This is a genomic window from Streptomyces sp. NPDC048411 (assembly GCF_040704695.1).
GTDB lineage: Bacteria > Actinomycetota > Actinomycetes > Streptomycetales > Streptomycetaceae > Streptomyces.
Genome location: NZ_JBEZKL010000011.1, coordinates 89,670 through 103,479, shown reverse-complemented (window position 1 = coordinate 103,479; position 13,810 = coordinate 89,670). Strand labels below are relative to the sequence as shown.

The following is a 13,810-nucleotide window of genomic DNA, read 5'->3' as shown; positions in this document are numbered from 1 at the left end:
ACATGACCTGCGACACCGCACGCCGATCGCACGCACCGACCACCGCTGCGCCCGCGCTTCGCGCGGACAACGGGGAACTCAGAACAGGCCCTAGCCGATTCCCCCGTACGAGGGGGCGCTTCCGCTCAGATCCCGGCGGCCGCCGACAGGTCCCGCTTGATCCCCGCGAGCAGTTCGGCGCCCTTGGCCCGCGCGGCGGGCAGCTCGTCCGCCATACCGACCGGGACCACGACCTCCAGGTAGCACTTGAGCTTCGGCTCGGTGCCGCTCGGCCGGACGATCACACGGGCGCCCTCCAGGTGGTAGCGGAGTCCGTCGGTGGGCGGCAGCTGCTCCGTGCCCTCCGACAGATCCTCGGCCGAGGTGACGGCGAGCCCCGCGAGCGCGGTCGGCGGGGCCTCGCGCAGCCGCCGCATGGCGTCCGCGATGACCGACAGGTCCTCCACCCGGACCGACAGCTGGTCGGTGGCGTGCAGCCCGTGCTCGACCGCGAGGTCGTCGAGGAGGTCGAGGAGCGTGCGCCCCTGCTCCTTGAGTACGGAGGCCAGCTCGGCGACGAGCAGCGCCGCCGTGATGCCGTCCTTGTCACGGACGCCGTCGGGGTCGACGCAGTAGCCGAGCGCCTCCTCGTACCCGTACCGCAGGCCGTCGACACGGGCGATCCACTTGAAGCCGGTCAGCGTCTCCTCGTACCCGTTCCCCGACTTCTCGGCGATCCGGCCGAGCAGCGACGACGACACGATCGACTCGGCGAAGACACCGGTGGCGCCCCGGGCGACCAGATGGGCGGCGAGCAGCGCGCCGACCTCATCGCCGCGCAGCATCCGCCAGCCGCCGTCCACGGACGGGTCCGGGACGGCGACGGCGCAGCGGTCGGCGTCCGGGTCGTTGGCGATGACGATGTCCGGGTGCGCGAGCCGGGCGGTGGCGAACGCGAGATCCATCGCCCCCGGCTCCTCCGGGTTCGGGAACGCGACCGTGGGGAACGCCGGGTCGGGCTCGGCCTGCTCGGCGACGAGCACCGGCTCCGGGAACCCGGCGCGGGCGAAGGCCGCGGTCAGGACGGACGTGCCGACGCCGTGCATGGCGGTGTACACGACCTGGGCGGTACGCGGGGACCCGGCGTCGAGCACCGCGTCCGTACGGGCCAGATAGGCGTCCAGGACCTCGTCGCCGAGGATCTCCCAGCCGTTCTCCGGCCGGTCCACGCCGGCCAGCGGGCCGACCGCGGCGATCGCGTCGGCGATCTCCCCGTCCGCCGGGGGCACGATCTGCGAGCCGTCGCCCAGATAGACCTTGTAGCCGTTGTCGCGCGGCGGATTGTGGCTCGCGGTCACCTCGACGCCCGCGACGGCGCCCAGGTGACGTATGGCATACGCCAGGACGGGAGTCGGGAGCGGGCGGGGGAGGACCGCCGCGCGCAGCCCCGCACCGGTCATCACGGCCGCGGTGTCGCGGGCGAAGTCGGCGGACTTGTACCGGGCGTCGTACCCGATGACGACCGTGCCGCCGGTCTGTCCCTTCGCCTTCAGATAGGCGGCGAGCCCGGCGGCGGCGCGGATGACGACGGACCGGTTCATCCGCATCGGCCCGGCCCCCAGCTCACCGCGGAGCCCGGCGGTACCGAACTGCAGCGTGCCGGCGAACCGTGCGGCGAGCGCGTCGAGGTCCTCGGCGTCGATGAGCTTGGCGAGCTCGTCGCGGGTCTCGGGGTCGGGGTCCTCGGCGAGCCAGGTCCTGGCCTGCGTGATGAGGTCCTGCTGCACGGTGTCCGCCTTTCTGCGGGGTGAGGTGTTTTCCGGGTGCGGGTGAGTGGCAAGCCGCGCGAGGCGGTCCCGGGCGGGAGACACCGCCCGCCGCAGGGCGACGCCCGACGGTCAGATGCGGTCGAGCACCCGCGCGAGCAACGACCCCATCCGGGTCGCCGAGTCCCGCCCTGCCTGCAGTACCTCTTCGTGGTTCAGCGGCTCGCCGCTCAGCCCGGCGGCCAGATTCGTGACGAGCGAGATGCCCAGCACCTCCGCCCCCGCCTCCCGCGCGGCAATGGCTTCGAGCACCGTGGACATGCCGACCAGGTCGCCGCCCATGACCCGGACCATGTTGATCTCGGCCGGGGTCTCGTAGTGCGGACCGGGGAACTGCACGTACACGCCCTCTTCGAGGGTGTCGTCGACCTCCTTGCACAGCGCGCGCAGCCGCGGCGAGTACAGGTCCGTGAGGTCGACGAAGTTGGCGCCGACGATCGGGGACGCCGCGGTCAGGTTGATGTGGTCGCTGATCAGGACCGGCTGCCCGGGGCGCATGCCCTCGCGCAGACCGCCGCAGCCGTTCGTCAGGACAACGGTCTTGCAGCCGGCGGCGACGGCGGTACGGACCCCGTGCGCGACGGCGGCGACGCCGCGGCCCTCGTAGAAGTGCGTGCGGCCGAGGAAGACCAGGGCGCGCTTCTCGCCGATGCGGTACGAGCGGATCGTGCCGCCGTGGCCCTGGACGGCGGGTGGCGGGAAGCCGGGCAGTTCGGTCACCGGGAACTCGGCCTCCGGAGTGCCGAGCGCGTCGCCCGCAGGTGCCCAGCCGGAACCCATCACGAGGGCGACGTCGTGGGTCTCGGCACCGGTCAGCTCGCGCAGGCGGGCAGCGGCGTCGGCAGCGGCGGCGTGCGGGTCGCCCTGGATGTTGTCCGGAATAACAGATGCGTTCACGCGGAAGAGGGTAGCCGGTGATTCCCTACGCGCGTAGATGACTTTGCGCCGAGTCTGCCCGCGCCTGCTTGTACATTCATGCAAAAGTGCTGGTCCGGCGGGTCAGCAGGGGCGTTTGCGCAGTTCCATCACATAGTCGTGCGGCGCGCCCGCCGACTCGGCGGCGTCCGCGATCTCGCCCAGATAGCGGGCGGACGGCAGCCCGCCCTCGTACCCGTTCAGCACATACATCCAGGCCGGCTCCTCGCCGTCCAGGGTGTGCACCCGGACCCGCATCCGCCGGTAGATGTCGAGGCCGACACCCTCCCAGCGGTCCATGGAGTCCTCGTCCATCGGCGCGAGGTCGTACAGCGTCACGAAGACCTGCGAGCGCGGCGCCTCGACCACCGTGGCCAGCGCGCCTTCCCAGCCCATCTGCTCCCCGCCGAAGGTCAGCCGCCAGCCGTTGAGCCAGCCCGTGCCGCGCAGCGGGGAATGCGGTGCGCGGCGCGTCATCAGCCGCGCGTCGAGGTTGCCGGCGTACGCGGCGTAGAGCGACATGGGATCGAGGGTACGGGAGGTGACCCCGGGAGCGGCGATTCCCGTGCGGAAGACCCCGGTCGGCGCCCCCGGGAGAGCCGGTGGAGGCCCCGGTGAGGGGACCTCACCGCCCTCCTCCCGCGGTCCTGGCTCCTGCATGGAGGGCCCCGGGGCGAAGCATGTTGGCGCGTGCGGGACAATGGAGTACGTACTGCATACCCCCGGGGTGATCCCCCGGACCCCCGGCCGGGGCGGCAGACGGCCGCGGGATGAGATACGCGAGGCGGACTTTTCGTGACCCGGATCGTGATCATCGGCGGCGGACCCGGCGGCTACGAGGCGGCACTGGTGGGCGCCCAGCTCGGCGCGGAGGTGACCGTCGTCGACTGCGACGGCCTCGGCGGCGCGTCGGTACTCACCGACTGTGTGCCCTCGAAGACCCTGATCGCGACGGCAGAGGTGATGACCACCTTCGACTCTTCGTACGAGGAGTTGGGCATCATCGTCGCCGACGACACGCCGTACGTCGAGCAGGCGGCGCGGGTGGTCGGTGTCGACCTCGGCAAGGTCAACCGACGGGTGAAGCGCCTGGCGCTCGCCCAGTCCCACGACATCACCGCCTCCGTCACTCGTGCGGGGGCCCGGGTGACGCGCGGCCGCGGGCGTCTGGAAGGCCTCCAGGCCGCAGACGGCTCCCGCACGGTCGTCGTGACCGCGGCCGACGGTACGGAGGAGAGGCTCACCGCCGACGCCGTGCTGATCGCGACCGGCGGCCACCCCCGGGAGATCCCGGACGCGCTCCCCGACGGCGAGCGCATTCTGAACTGGACCCAGGTCTACGACCTCGACGAGCTCCCCGAGGAGCTCATCGTGGTCGGCTCCGGTGTCACCGGTGCCGAGTTCGCCGGTGCCTATCAGGCGCTCGGCTCCCGCGTCACGCTCGTCTCGTCCCGTGACCGGGTGCTGCCGGGCGAGGACCCGGACGCGGCCGCCGTGCTGGAGGACGTCTTCCGGCGCCGCGGCATGAACGTCATGGCCCGCTCCCGCGCCCAGGCGGCGAAGCGGGTCGGCGACCGGGTCGAGGTCACCCTCGCCGACGGCCGGGTCATCTCCGGTTCGCACTGCCTGATGGCGGTCGGCGCGATCCCGAACAGCGCGGGCATGGGCCTGGAGGAGGCCGGGGTCAGGCTCAAGGAGTCCGGCCACATCTGGACCGACAAGGTCTCCCGCACCAGCGCCCCCGGCGTGTACGCGGCCGGTGACGTCACCGGCATCTTCGCGCTGGCCTCGGTCGCCGCGATGCAGGGCCGGATCGCGATGTACCACTTCCTCGGTGACGCGGTGGCCCCGCTGAATCTGAAGACGGTCTCGTCGAACGTCTTCACCGACCCCGAGATCGCCACCGTCGGCTACAGCCAGGCCGACGTCGACAGCGGCAAGATCGACGCCCGGGTGGTCAAGCTGCCGCTGCTGCGCAACCCGCGCGCCAAGATGCAGGGCATCCGCGACGGCTTCGTCAAGATCTTCTGCCGGCCCGGCACCGGCATCGTGGTCGGCGGCTGTGTCGTCGCGCCGCGGGCGAGCGAGCTGATCCACCCCATCTCGATCGCGGTCGACAACAATCTGACGGTGGAACAGATCGCAAACGCTTTCACTGTGTACCCGTCCCTGTCGGGATCGATCGCGGAAGTGGCTCGTCAGTTGCACACCCGTAAGCTCGCGGGCGAGGCGTAAGCGCCTTCGGGAACCCGGCATTCCCCGGCAACCCCTGGCAACTCAGGTGGGTGGGAAGCCGTCGGACGATCAGTACGGGACAACAACGGGGCCGCCTATATCACTTGGCGGCCCCTTGTATGTACAACTTCTGTTATTCGGCGCAAACTGCTGAAAACTCTCGGATGGTCGCGTTACTGTCAGTTTCGTGTTCGCTGCAGAACGTCGTCAATTGATCCTCGAAATGGTGCGCGCCAACGGGGCGGTATCGCTCCGTGAGCTCGCCCGCGTCGTCCAGACCTCCGAAGTGACCGTACGGCGGGACGTGCGGGCACTGGAGGCAGAAGGACTCCTCGACCGCCGGCACGGCGGTGCGGTTTTGCCGGGCGGCTTTACGCGGGAGTCCGGCTTTCCGCAGAAATCCCATCTCGCCACCGCGGAGAAGACGGCCATCGCCGACCTGGCCGCCGGTCTCGTCGAAGAGGGTGAGGCCATCGTGGTCGGAGCCGGCACGACCACGCAGGAGCTGGCCCGCCGGCTCGCGCGGATCCCCGGCCTGACCGTCGTCACCAACTCACTGCTGGTCGCCCAGGCGTTGGCCCATGCCAACCGGGTGGAAGTGGTGATGACCGGAGGCACCCTGCGCGGTTCCAACTACGCCCTGGTGGGCAGCGGTGCGGAGCAGTCGCTCCAGGGGCTGCGGGTGTCGCGCGCGTTCCTGTCCGGGAGCGGACTCACCGCGGAACGGGGGCTGTCCACGTCCAACATGCTCTCGGCGAGTGTCGACCGGGCGTTGGTGCAGGCCGCCGCAGAGGTGGTGGTCTTGGCGGACCACACCAAGCTCGGCTCCGACACGATGTTCCAGACGGTACCCACGGACCTGATCACCCGTCTGGTGACGGACGAACCTCCGGCCCACGACGAGCGGTCCGCCACCGAGTTGCAGGCACTGGCCGACCAGGGCGTACAGATCGCGGTGGCCGGGGCGGGGATGGGCCCGGTCGGAACCGACTCCCACCCGCCGGGGCGCCAGGCGCGCCGCGACATGCCCCTGCCCGGTCAGCGGCGCACGCATAGCGGTCCGGGGCCGCAACTGCGCAGCGCGGCTTCGGCCCTGACGGATCAGCCCCCGGGCGACCGCGCCCGCGTGGCGGACCTCCGTCGCCGCTGACGGCCTCCCCCGGCGATAGGGAGTGGATCGGCGAGCGGAGTCGCAGGGCGTCGGGACCCACTCCCTGTCGCGGGGGAGGCCGTAAGGCCATCGGGGTAGTGCCCCGATGGACTCAGCGCTCACGTGCCGGACGGGCTTGATGGGGCCGACGGAACCCGGCCCCTCCGGCGATAATTGCGGAGCAGTCTCAGCCGGTCGCCGCCCGCGGCCCCTTCAGCCCCTGCAACGTCAGCGTCAGCAGTCGCCCGGCCAGCGCCGGATCCTCCGGCGCCTGCTCCGCCGCCAGCGCGATCGCATTCGTCAGCTGCATCAGGTCGCCGATCGACACGTCCGCCCGCACCGTCCCACTCTCCTGCGCCCGTGCGAGCAGCCGTGCCCCCGCCTCGCGCAGCGGCACGTTGCAGTCGGACAGGGCCGAAGTCTCGTCCCTTGACGTCGACATGAGTGCCTGCGCGAGCCCGCGGTACTCACCCGCATGGGTGATGATCGCGCCGAGCCAGTCCACCAGACCCGCGCACGGGTCCGCCTTCGCCAGCTCGTGGGAGCGGGCGAGCAGTGAGGCGACCGCTTCCTGGAACACCGCGCTCATCAGCGCGTGCCGGTTCGGGAAGTGCCGGTACAGCGTGCCGATCCCCACGCCCGCCCGACGTGCGATGTCCTCCAGTGAGGCATCGGTGCCGTGCTCCGCGAACGCCGTACGGGCCTCGCACAGCAACCGGTCGTAGTTGCGGCGCGCGTCGGCGCGCATGGGCCGGCCCGGCGTCTGTGCCGTGCTCATCGCCATTGCGCAGTCCTCCCTTTTCCGCCCTTGGGGTCCAGGATGCCATTGCGCAAACTTACGGCCTCCCTGACGACAGGGAGTGGGCTTCCGACGCCCGCTGATCCACTCCCTACCGCGGGGCCGGACCGGAACCCCGCCGCGGCACCGGGACGGCGCCGGCACACGGCAAGGGCCCCTGCGGAGTCGTTCGCGCGACTCCGCAGGGGCCCTGGGACGGCTCCGTGGATCAGTCCTTGATCTCGCAGATCACGGCGCCGGACGAGACCGAGCCGCCGACCTCCGCGGCCAGACCCTTGATCGTGCCGGCGCGGTGCGCGTTGAGGGGCTGTTCCATCTTCATGGCCTCCAGGACGACGATCAGATCGCCCTCGTTGACCGCCTGGCCCTCCTCGACTGCGATCTTGACGATCGTGCCCTGCATCGGGGACGCGAGGGTGTCGCCCGAGACCGCGGAGCCGGTCTTCTTCGCCGCGCGGCGCTTGGGCTTGGCGCCCGCCGCGAGTCCGGTGCGGGCCAGGCTCATGCCCAGCGACGAGGGCAGGGAGACCTCGAGACGCTTGCCGCCGACCTCGACGACGACCGTCTCGCGGCCGGCCTCCTCCTCCGCCTCCGTCTCGGCGGGGGTGGTGAAGGGCTTGATCTCGTTGACGAACTCGGTCTCGATCCAGCGGGTGTGGATGCGGAACGGGTCGCTGGTGAACGCCGGGTCGGCGACGACCGCGCGGTGGAACGGGATCGCGGTGGCCATGCCCTCGACATTGAACTCGGCCAGTGCGCGCGCCGCCCGCTGCAGAGCCTGCTCACGCGTCGCACCGGTCACGATGAGCTTCGCCAGCAGCGAGTCCCAGGCGGGGCCGATGACCGAGCCGGACTCGACGCCCGCGTCCAGGCGGACCCCCGGACCGGTCGGCGGCGCGAACTCCGTCACCGTGCCCGGGGCGGGCAGGAAGCCGCGGCCCGGGTCCTCACCGTTGATCCGGAACTCGAACGAGTGCCCGCGTACCGCCGGGTCGTCGTAACCGAGCTTCTCGCCGTCCGCGATCCGGAACATCTCGCGGACCAGGTCGAGACCGGTGACCTCCTCGGTGACCGGGTGCTCGACCTGGAGACGGGTGTTGACCTCCAGGAACGAGATCGTGCCGTCCAGACCGACCAGGAACTCCACGGTGCCCGCACCGACGTACCCGGCCTCCTTCAGGATCGCCTTCGACGCCGCGTACAGCTCCGCGTTCTGCGCCTCGGACAGGAACGGCGCGGGGGCCTCCTCGACCAGCTTCTGGTGGCGGCGCTGCAGCGAGCAGTCACGGGTCGACACGACGACGACATTCCCGTGGCTGTCGGCCAGGCACTGCGTCTCCACGTGCCGCGGCTTGTCGAGGTAGCGCTCCACGAAGCACTCCCCGCGCCCGAACGCCGCGACCGCCTCACGGACCGCGGAGTCGTACAGTTCCGGGATCTCCTCCAGCGTCCGGGCCACCTTCAGCCCGCGACCGCCGCCGCCGAACGCCGCCTTGATCGCGATCGGCAGCCCGTGCTGCTCGGCGAACGCCACGACCTCAGCGGAACCCGACACCGGGTCCGGGGTGCCGGCGACCAGCGGCGCACCGGCACGCTGCGCGATGTGCCGGGCCGCGACCTTGTCGCCCAGGTCCCGGATCGCCTGCGGCGGCGGACCGATCCACGTCAGCCCGGCGTCCAGCACGGCCTGGGCGAACTCGGCGTTCTCCGACAGGAAGCCGTAGCCCGGGTGGATCGCGTCCGCCCCCGAGTCCTTGGCAGCCTGCAGCACCTTGGCCATGTCCAGGTAGCTGGCGGCCGGTGTGTCACCGCCCAGAGCGAATGCCTCGTCGGCCGCACGCACATGCAGAGCGTCCCGGTCCGGGTCGGCGTAGACGGCCACGCTCCCGATCCCGGCATCCCGGCACGCCCGAGCAACACGGACAGCAATTTCGCCACGGTTGGCGATGAGCACCTTGCGCACGATGGCTCCCTCCTTGAAACAAGCTGAGTTTAGGGACTACCGACACGGCCTTACGACCCGTCCCCATTGGTGAGCTTGCCCACACGGAGCGTGATTCGAGGCCTGCTCGAAGCGCGAAATCCCTTGTGGCACCACGGTACGCCGGGTTTCATGACCCCACAGTAGCCACGAGGTGTGGTCCGGGTCTCTGTTCATAGGAGCGCCAGCTCCTGGCGTTTCTTTGTTGAGTACCTACTAGCGGGCGGGGTTTTCTTTGCGCGACGCACGAGGGGCACGACAACGCGGAGTTCGTGTGCCGAGTGTGATCCGTGTCCGGGTGCGGAAAGAGGGAGGCAGGGCGGTCTGAACTCTTGTCCGAAGGATTACCCATGAGTAGGGTCCGCGCTATCGCACGTACTGCAGGTAACAGGGGGTGGGCGCCGTGGTGCGCAGACCGGTGGTTTTCGTGGCCGCGATCGTGCTGTTCGTGGAAGCCGCGGGCATGGTGCTCGTCAACGGCATCCTGGCGACGGTCGTCGACAACCAGGAGATGTCACTGGCAGGGCTCGATCCGGCCGCCATGTCCGCCGGGGCGTGGGCGATGGGCGGCGTGGCCGGCCTCTATCTGTTGCTGTGCGGTCTCGTCCTGCTGGTGACCGGCATCCGTGACCGCGCCCCCGGCCGGGCCGGCCGGTTCGCCCTGATCGGCTGCGCCGTGGTGCACGGGGTGCTGGGCGCGCTGACCGTGGGGCTGGTCGGCTGGGCCGCGTTCGCCTTCATGATGGTCGTGCTCGGACTGATCGTGCTGACTCTGGTGGCGTACGGGACCGTGCGTGAGAAGGGCGACGGCGAGGCGGACGGGAACGGCGGCGCCGAAGAGGGTGCTCCGGCGCCCGCGTAACCCGCCCGCGCGTCAGACCCACAAGTCGGTGACGGAGAAACCCAGTTCGCCCAGGAGCCGGCGCAGCAGGGGCAGTGAGAGCCCGATGACATTGCCGTGGTCGCCCTCGATGGAGTCGATGAACGGTGCCGAGCGCCCGTCCAGCGTGAAGGCGCCCGCGACATGCAGCGGCTCGCCCGAGGCGACGTAGGCGGCGATCTCGGCATCCGTGGGCTCACCGAAGCGGACGACGGTGGACGCCGTCGCGGACGCCGTACGCCCGGTCGCCGTGTCGATCACGCTGTGGCCGGTCTGCAGGATCCCCGACCGGCCGCGCATGGACTTCCAGCGGGCGGTGGCGTCCTCGCTGTCGGCCGGCTTCCCGAGCGCCTCGCCGTCGAGTTCGAGGACCGAGTCGCACCCGATGACCAGGGCCCCCGCGGCCTCCGGACGGCCGGCCACCGCGGCGGCCTTCGCCTCGGCGAGGACCAGTGCGAGCTCGCCGGGCGTCGGGGCGGTCAACGCGTCCTCGTCCACACCACTGACGATCACCTCGGGTGCGAAGCCGGCCTGGCGCAGCAGGCCGAGACGGGCGGGGGAGGCGGAGGCGAGCACGAGACGGCGCTGATCAGTCATACCGGCCATCGTAGAAGGGCCCGCCGCGCCGCAGTACCACGCATCCACGGCCTCGGCGCCCACGGCGTCAGCGGGTGCCCAGCGCCAGCATGATGACGACCATGGCGAGCGCAAGCACCAGCCACACACGCCGCATCATGTCCTGGGCGTCGCGCAGCTCTTTCGGGGGCTTGTTCTCAGGGTCGGACCACAGCATGATCCCGATCTTGCTGCGGCCGCCCCCGCGGCGCCTGAGTACGGGTACTCAGGCGCCCTGGTGCGTACGCACCAGGGCGCTCCGCGGCCACATGGCGGGTTCCGGGCCTCCGAGGACACCGTGCGGCCGGACGGTTACCCCGGCCAGTACGTCCGCGCCCAGGCCAGCGGGCCAGGCCGGTGGCGCTCCCGGCGGGCGATGCGGCCCGGGTCGGACCACCGCTCGGGCAGCGCGGGCGCGCCGGACGACACAGCGGCCGTCGCCGCGGCGCGCGCCTGGACCACTGCCAGTGCGGCGGCCAGCTCCTCCGGGGTCGGGTTGCCCCGTACGACCTTGATCATGGTCAGGACCCTTTCTAGAGGGGGATGTTGCCGTGCTTCTTCGGGGGCAGCGACTCCCGCTTCGTACGCAGCTGGCGCAGCCCCTTCACCACGTGTGTCCGGGTGTCGGACGGCATGATCACCGCGTCCACATAGCCGCGTTCGGCCGCCACGTACGGGTTGAGCAGCGTGTCCTCGTACTCCTGGATCAGCCGCGCCCGGGTCGCTTCCTGGTCCTCCGCCTCTGCGATGGTGCGGCGGTGCAGGATGTTGACGGCGCCCTGCGCCCCCATCACCGCGATCTGCGCGGTCGGCCAGGCGAGGTTGATGTCGGCGCCCAGGTGCTTGGAGCCCATGACGTCGTACGCGCCGCCGAACGCCTTGCGGGTGATCACCGTGATCAGCGGGACGGTCGCCTCCGCGTACGCGTAGATCAGCTTGGCGCCGCGCCGGATGATGCCGCCGTACTCCTGGTCGACGCCGGGCAGGAAGCCGGGGACGTCGACGAAGGTCAGCACGGGCACGTTGAACGCGTCGCAGGTACGGACGAAGCGTGCGGCCTTCTCGCTCGCGTTGATGTCCAGACAACCCGCGAACTGCATCGGCTGGTTGGCGACGATGCCGACGGGGTAGCCCTCGACACGCCCGAAGCCGGTGATGATGTTCGGCGCGAACAGGGCCTGTGTCTCAAGGAACTCGCCGTCGTCCAGCACATGCTCGATGGCGGTGTGCATGTCGTACGGCTGGTTCGCCGAGTCCGGGATGAGGGTGTCGAGCTCACGGTCCTCGTCGGTCACCGCGAGGTCCGCCTCCTCCGGGAAGGCGGGCGCCTCGGAGAGGTTGTTCGACGGCAGGTACGACAGCAGCGACTTGACGTACTCGATGGCGTCCTTCTCGTCACCCGCCATGTGATGCGCCACACCCGAGGTGGTGTTGTGCGTACGGGCGCCGCCCAGCTCCTCGAAGCCGACGTCCTCACCGGTCACCGTCTTGATGACGTCGGGGCCCGTGATGAACATGTGCGAGGTCTGGTCCACCATCACCGTGAAGTCGGTGATCGCGGGGGAGTAGACCGCGCCGCCCGCGCACGGGCCGACGACCAGCGAGATCTGCGGGATCACCCCGGAGGCATGGGTGTTGCGGCGGAAGATCTCCCCGTACATGCCGAGGGCCATGACGCCCTCCTGGATACGGGCGCCGCCGGAGTCATTGATGCCGATGACCGGGCAGCCGGTCTTCAGCGCGAAGTCCATCACCTTCATGATCTTCTGGCCGAAGACCTCGCCCAGGGAGCCGCCCAGGACCGTGAAGTCCTGGGAGAACACCGCCACCGGGCGGCCGTCGACCGTGCCGTAGCCGGTGACCACACCGTCGCCGTAGGGGCGGTTCTTCTCCATCCCGAAGTCGGTGGAGCGGTGACGGGCGAATTCGTCGAGCTCCACGAAGGAGCCCTCGTCGAGCAGGAGATCGACCCGCTCGCGGGCGGTCAACTTGCCCTTGGCGTGTTGCTTTTCGACCGCGCGTGCGGAACCGGCATGCGTCGCCTCGTCGATACGGCGCTGCAGGTCCGCGATCTTGCCCGCGGTGGTGTGGATGTCGATCTCTTCCGGCTCGGACATCGGGTGGCGGCTCCCTGCCTGGTCACGGGGACGACTGACTGGTGGGTTCTACGGCTGCGTGCGCGGCCGGGTGCGCGAGGACGGCCGGGCAGGCAGATGCCGAAGGTGCTGAATGGCTACTGATCCGTAGCGTATCGGCGCGGATACCGTTCGGCAGTGCGTCGTTTGCCACACCTAGGGTGGCTTGCATGACACCTCCAGATGCGTCACAGAACCGCTGGTCGGACCTGGACCGGCCGCCCCTGAACGTCGCCGCGCTGCGCCGCGGACTGCTGCGGCCGGGCGGACTGTGGACCTCGCTCGACGTCGTGGACACGATCGGTTCCACCAACTCCGACCTCGCGGGACGGGCCGCGGAACTCACCGAGGGCACGGTCCTGATCGCCGAGGAACAGACCTCGGGCCGAGGCCGCCTCGACCGGACCTGGACGGCGCCCGCCCGCTCCGGCCTGTTCTTCTCCGTCTACCTGACCCCCGGCGAGGGCGTACCGGTCCATCGCTGGGGCTGGCTGCCGCTGCTCGCGGGCGTCGCGGCGGCAACCGGTCTGGCAAAGGCGGCGGGCGTCGACATGGCGATGAAATGGCCGAACGACCTGCTGGTCACGGTGGCGGGCGAGGAGCGGAAGGCGGGCGGCATCCTGGCCGAGCGCGCCGCGAACGGCGTCGTGGTCGGTATCGGCATCAACGTCTCCCTGCACGCGGACGAGCTCCCCGTCCCCACGGCCGCCTCCCTCGCCCTGGCCGGGGCGGTCTCCACCGACCGGGAGACGCTGCTGCGGGGCGTGCTGCGCTCGCTGGAGCACTGGTACGGGGAATGGCGCGCGGCCGACGGCGACGCGGCGGAGAGCGGCCTCCAGGCGGCTTACGCGGCGGGCTGCGCGACGCTGGGGCGGACAGTGTGCGCCCAGCTCCCCGGCGACCGCTCCCTCACGGGTGAGGCGGTGGCGATCGACGGTGACGGCCGCCTGATCCTGTCCACCGAGGAGGGCCTCCAGGAACCGGTGTCGGCGGGCGACATCGTCCACCTGAGGGGCACTGGCTAGCGCCTTACCGGGGTGCCCACCACCCACAGGCCCCCCACGCCCGGTACGGGGCCGCCCCCGGTTTGGGCCCGCCTCATACCGGGGTGTCCGGTCCGGCCGTCGCCCTCGTGGAAACCACCCACCGGGGAGCAGCCACCCACGCCCCCGGCGCGGGCCGACCCCGTACCCGGGTGCCCGGTCCGGCCGTCGCCCTCGTGGAAACCACCCACCGGGGAGCAGCCACCCACGCCCCCGGCGCGGGCCGACCCCGTACCCGGGTGCCCGGTCCGG

Annotated in this window: 13 protein-coding genes and 1 pseudogene; 5 read left to right on the top strand and 9 right to left on the bottom strand. The window is 71.0% G+C overall.

The features are described 5' to 3' along the window. Positions 1-125 precede the first annotated feature (125 nt). The 3 genes from AB0915_RS07025 to AB0915_RS07015 form a co-directional block, all read right to left on the bottom strand. Positions 126-1,766, bottom strand: a complete 1,641-nt coding sequence (locus tag AB0915_RS07025; protein ID WP_366690079.1) for a phospho-sugar mutase — start codon at positions 1,764-1,766, stop codon at positions 126-128. Between the two features lie 111 nt (positions 1,767-1,877). Continuing rightward, positions 1,878-2,702 carry a purine-nucleoside phosphorylase gene (locus tag AB0915_RS07020; RefSeq protein WP_366690078.1) on the bottom strand — a complete coding sequence of 275 codons (825 nt, stop codon included), beginning with the start codon at positions 2,700-2,702 and terminating at the stop codon, positions 1,878-1,880. Positions 2,703-2,804: 102 nt separating this feature from the next. Beyond that, entirely contained in the window at positions 2,805-3,242 is a 438-nt protein-coding gene (locus AB0915_RS07015; protein ID WP_358857946.1) for a gamma-glutamylcyclotransferase, read from the bottom strand. A 273-nt stretch (positions 3,243-3,515) separates the two neighbouring features. On the opposite strand from AB0915_RS07015, the gene AB0915_RS07010 reads away from it, so the two are divergent. Then, complete coding sequence (locus AB0915_RS07010) at positions 3,516-4,955, top strand: NAD(P)H-quinone dehydrogenase (protein ID WP_366690077.1); 1,440 nt, start codon at positions 3,516-3,518, stop codon at positions 4,953-4,955. A gap of 187 nt (positions 4,956-5,142) precedes the next feature. After that, a complete protein-coding gene (locus AB0915_RS07005; protein WP_366690076.1) occupies positions 5,143-6,105 on the top strand; it encodes a DeoR/GlpR family DNA-binding transcription regulator in 963 nt (320 codons plus the stop codon). Between the two features lie 187 nt (positions 6,106-6,292). Here AB0915_RS07005 and AB0915_RS07000 read toward each other — a convergent pair whose 3' ends face one another. Together AB0915_RS07000 and AB0915_RS06995 are read right to left on the bottom strand one after the other, a co-directional pair. Then, on the bottom strand, positions 6,293-6,889 hold the full coding sequence (locus tag AB0915_RS07000) for a helix-turn-helix domain-containing protein (RefSeq protein ID WP_366690075.1): 597 nt from the start codon (positions 6,887-6,889) through the stop codon (positions 6,293-6,295). A gap of 223 nt (positions 6,890-7,112) precedes the next feature. Continuing rightward, a complete protein-coding gene (locus tag AB0915_RS06995) occupies positions 7,113-8,867 on the bottom strand; it encodes a biotin carboxylase N-terminal domain-containing protein (protein ID WP_366690074.1) in 1,755 nt (584 codons plus the stop codon). Positions 8,868-9,291: 424 nt separating this feature from the next. Between AB0915_RS06995 and AB0915_RS06990 the strand changes: the two genes are divergently transcribed. Continuing rightward, positions 9,292-9,747 (top strand): hypothetical protein, encoded by a 456-nt coding sequence (locus AB0915_RS06990; RefSeq protein WP_366690088.1) that lies wholly within the window; start codon positions 9,292-9,294, stop codon positions 9,745-9,747. A gap of 12 nt (positions 9,748-9,759) precedes the next feature. On the opposite strand, the gene AB0915_RS06985 is transcribed toward AB0915_RS06990, so the two are convergent. The 4 genes from AB0915_RS06985 to AB0915_RS06970 form a co-directional block, all read right to left on the bottom strand. After that, positions 9,760-10,371: a nucleoside triphosphate pyrophosphatase gene (locus tag AB0915_RS06985; RefSeq protein WP_366690073.1), complete on the bottom strand. Its 612-nt coding sequence runs from the start codon at positions 10,369-10,371 to the stop codon at positions 9,760-9,762. Between the two features lie 58 nt (positions 10,372-10,429). Then, complete coding sequence (locus AB0915_RS06980; RefSeq protein ID WP_358857824.1) at positions 10,430-10,558, bottom strand: hypothetical protein; 129 nt, start codon at positions 10,556-10,558, stop codon at positions 10,430-10,432. A 134-nt stretch (positions 10,559-10,692) separates the two neighbouring features. Further along, positions 10,693-10,899 (bottom strand): acyl-CoA carboxylase epsilon subunit, encoded by a 207-nt coding sequence (locus AB0915_RS06975; protein WP_366690072.1) that lies wholly within the window; start codon positions 10,897-10,899, stop codon positions 10,693-10,695. Positions 10,900-10,913: 14 nt separating this feature from the next. Further along, positions 10,914-12,497, bottom strand: a complete 1,584-nt coding sequence (locus AB0915_RS06970) for an acyl-CoA carboxylase subunit beta (protein WP_366690071.1) — start codon at positions 12,495-12,497, stop codon at positions 10,914-10,916. A 188-nt stretch (positions 12,498-12,685) separates the two neighbouring features. Here AB0915_RS06970 and AB0915_RS06965 point away from each other — a divergent pair, with 188 nt between their 5' ends. Further along, positions 12,686-13,540 (top strand): biotin--[acetyl-CoA-carboxylase] ligase, encoded by an 855-nt coding sequence (locus tag AB0915_RS06965; RefSeq protein ID WP_366690070.1) that lies wholly within the window; start codon positions 12,686-12,688, stop codon positions 13,538-13,540. An 83-nt stretch (positions 13,541-13,623) separates the two neighbouring features. Then, a pseudogene (locus AB0915_RS06960) lies at positions 13,624-13,810 on the top strand (hypothetical protein); the annotation flags it as partial.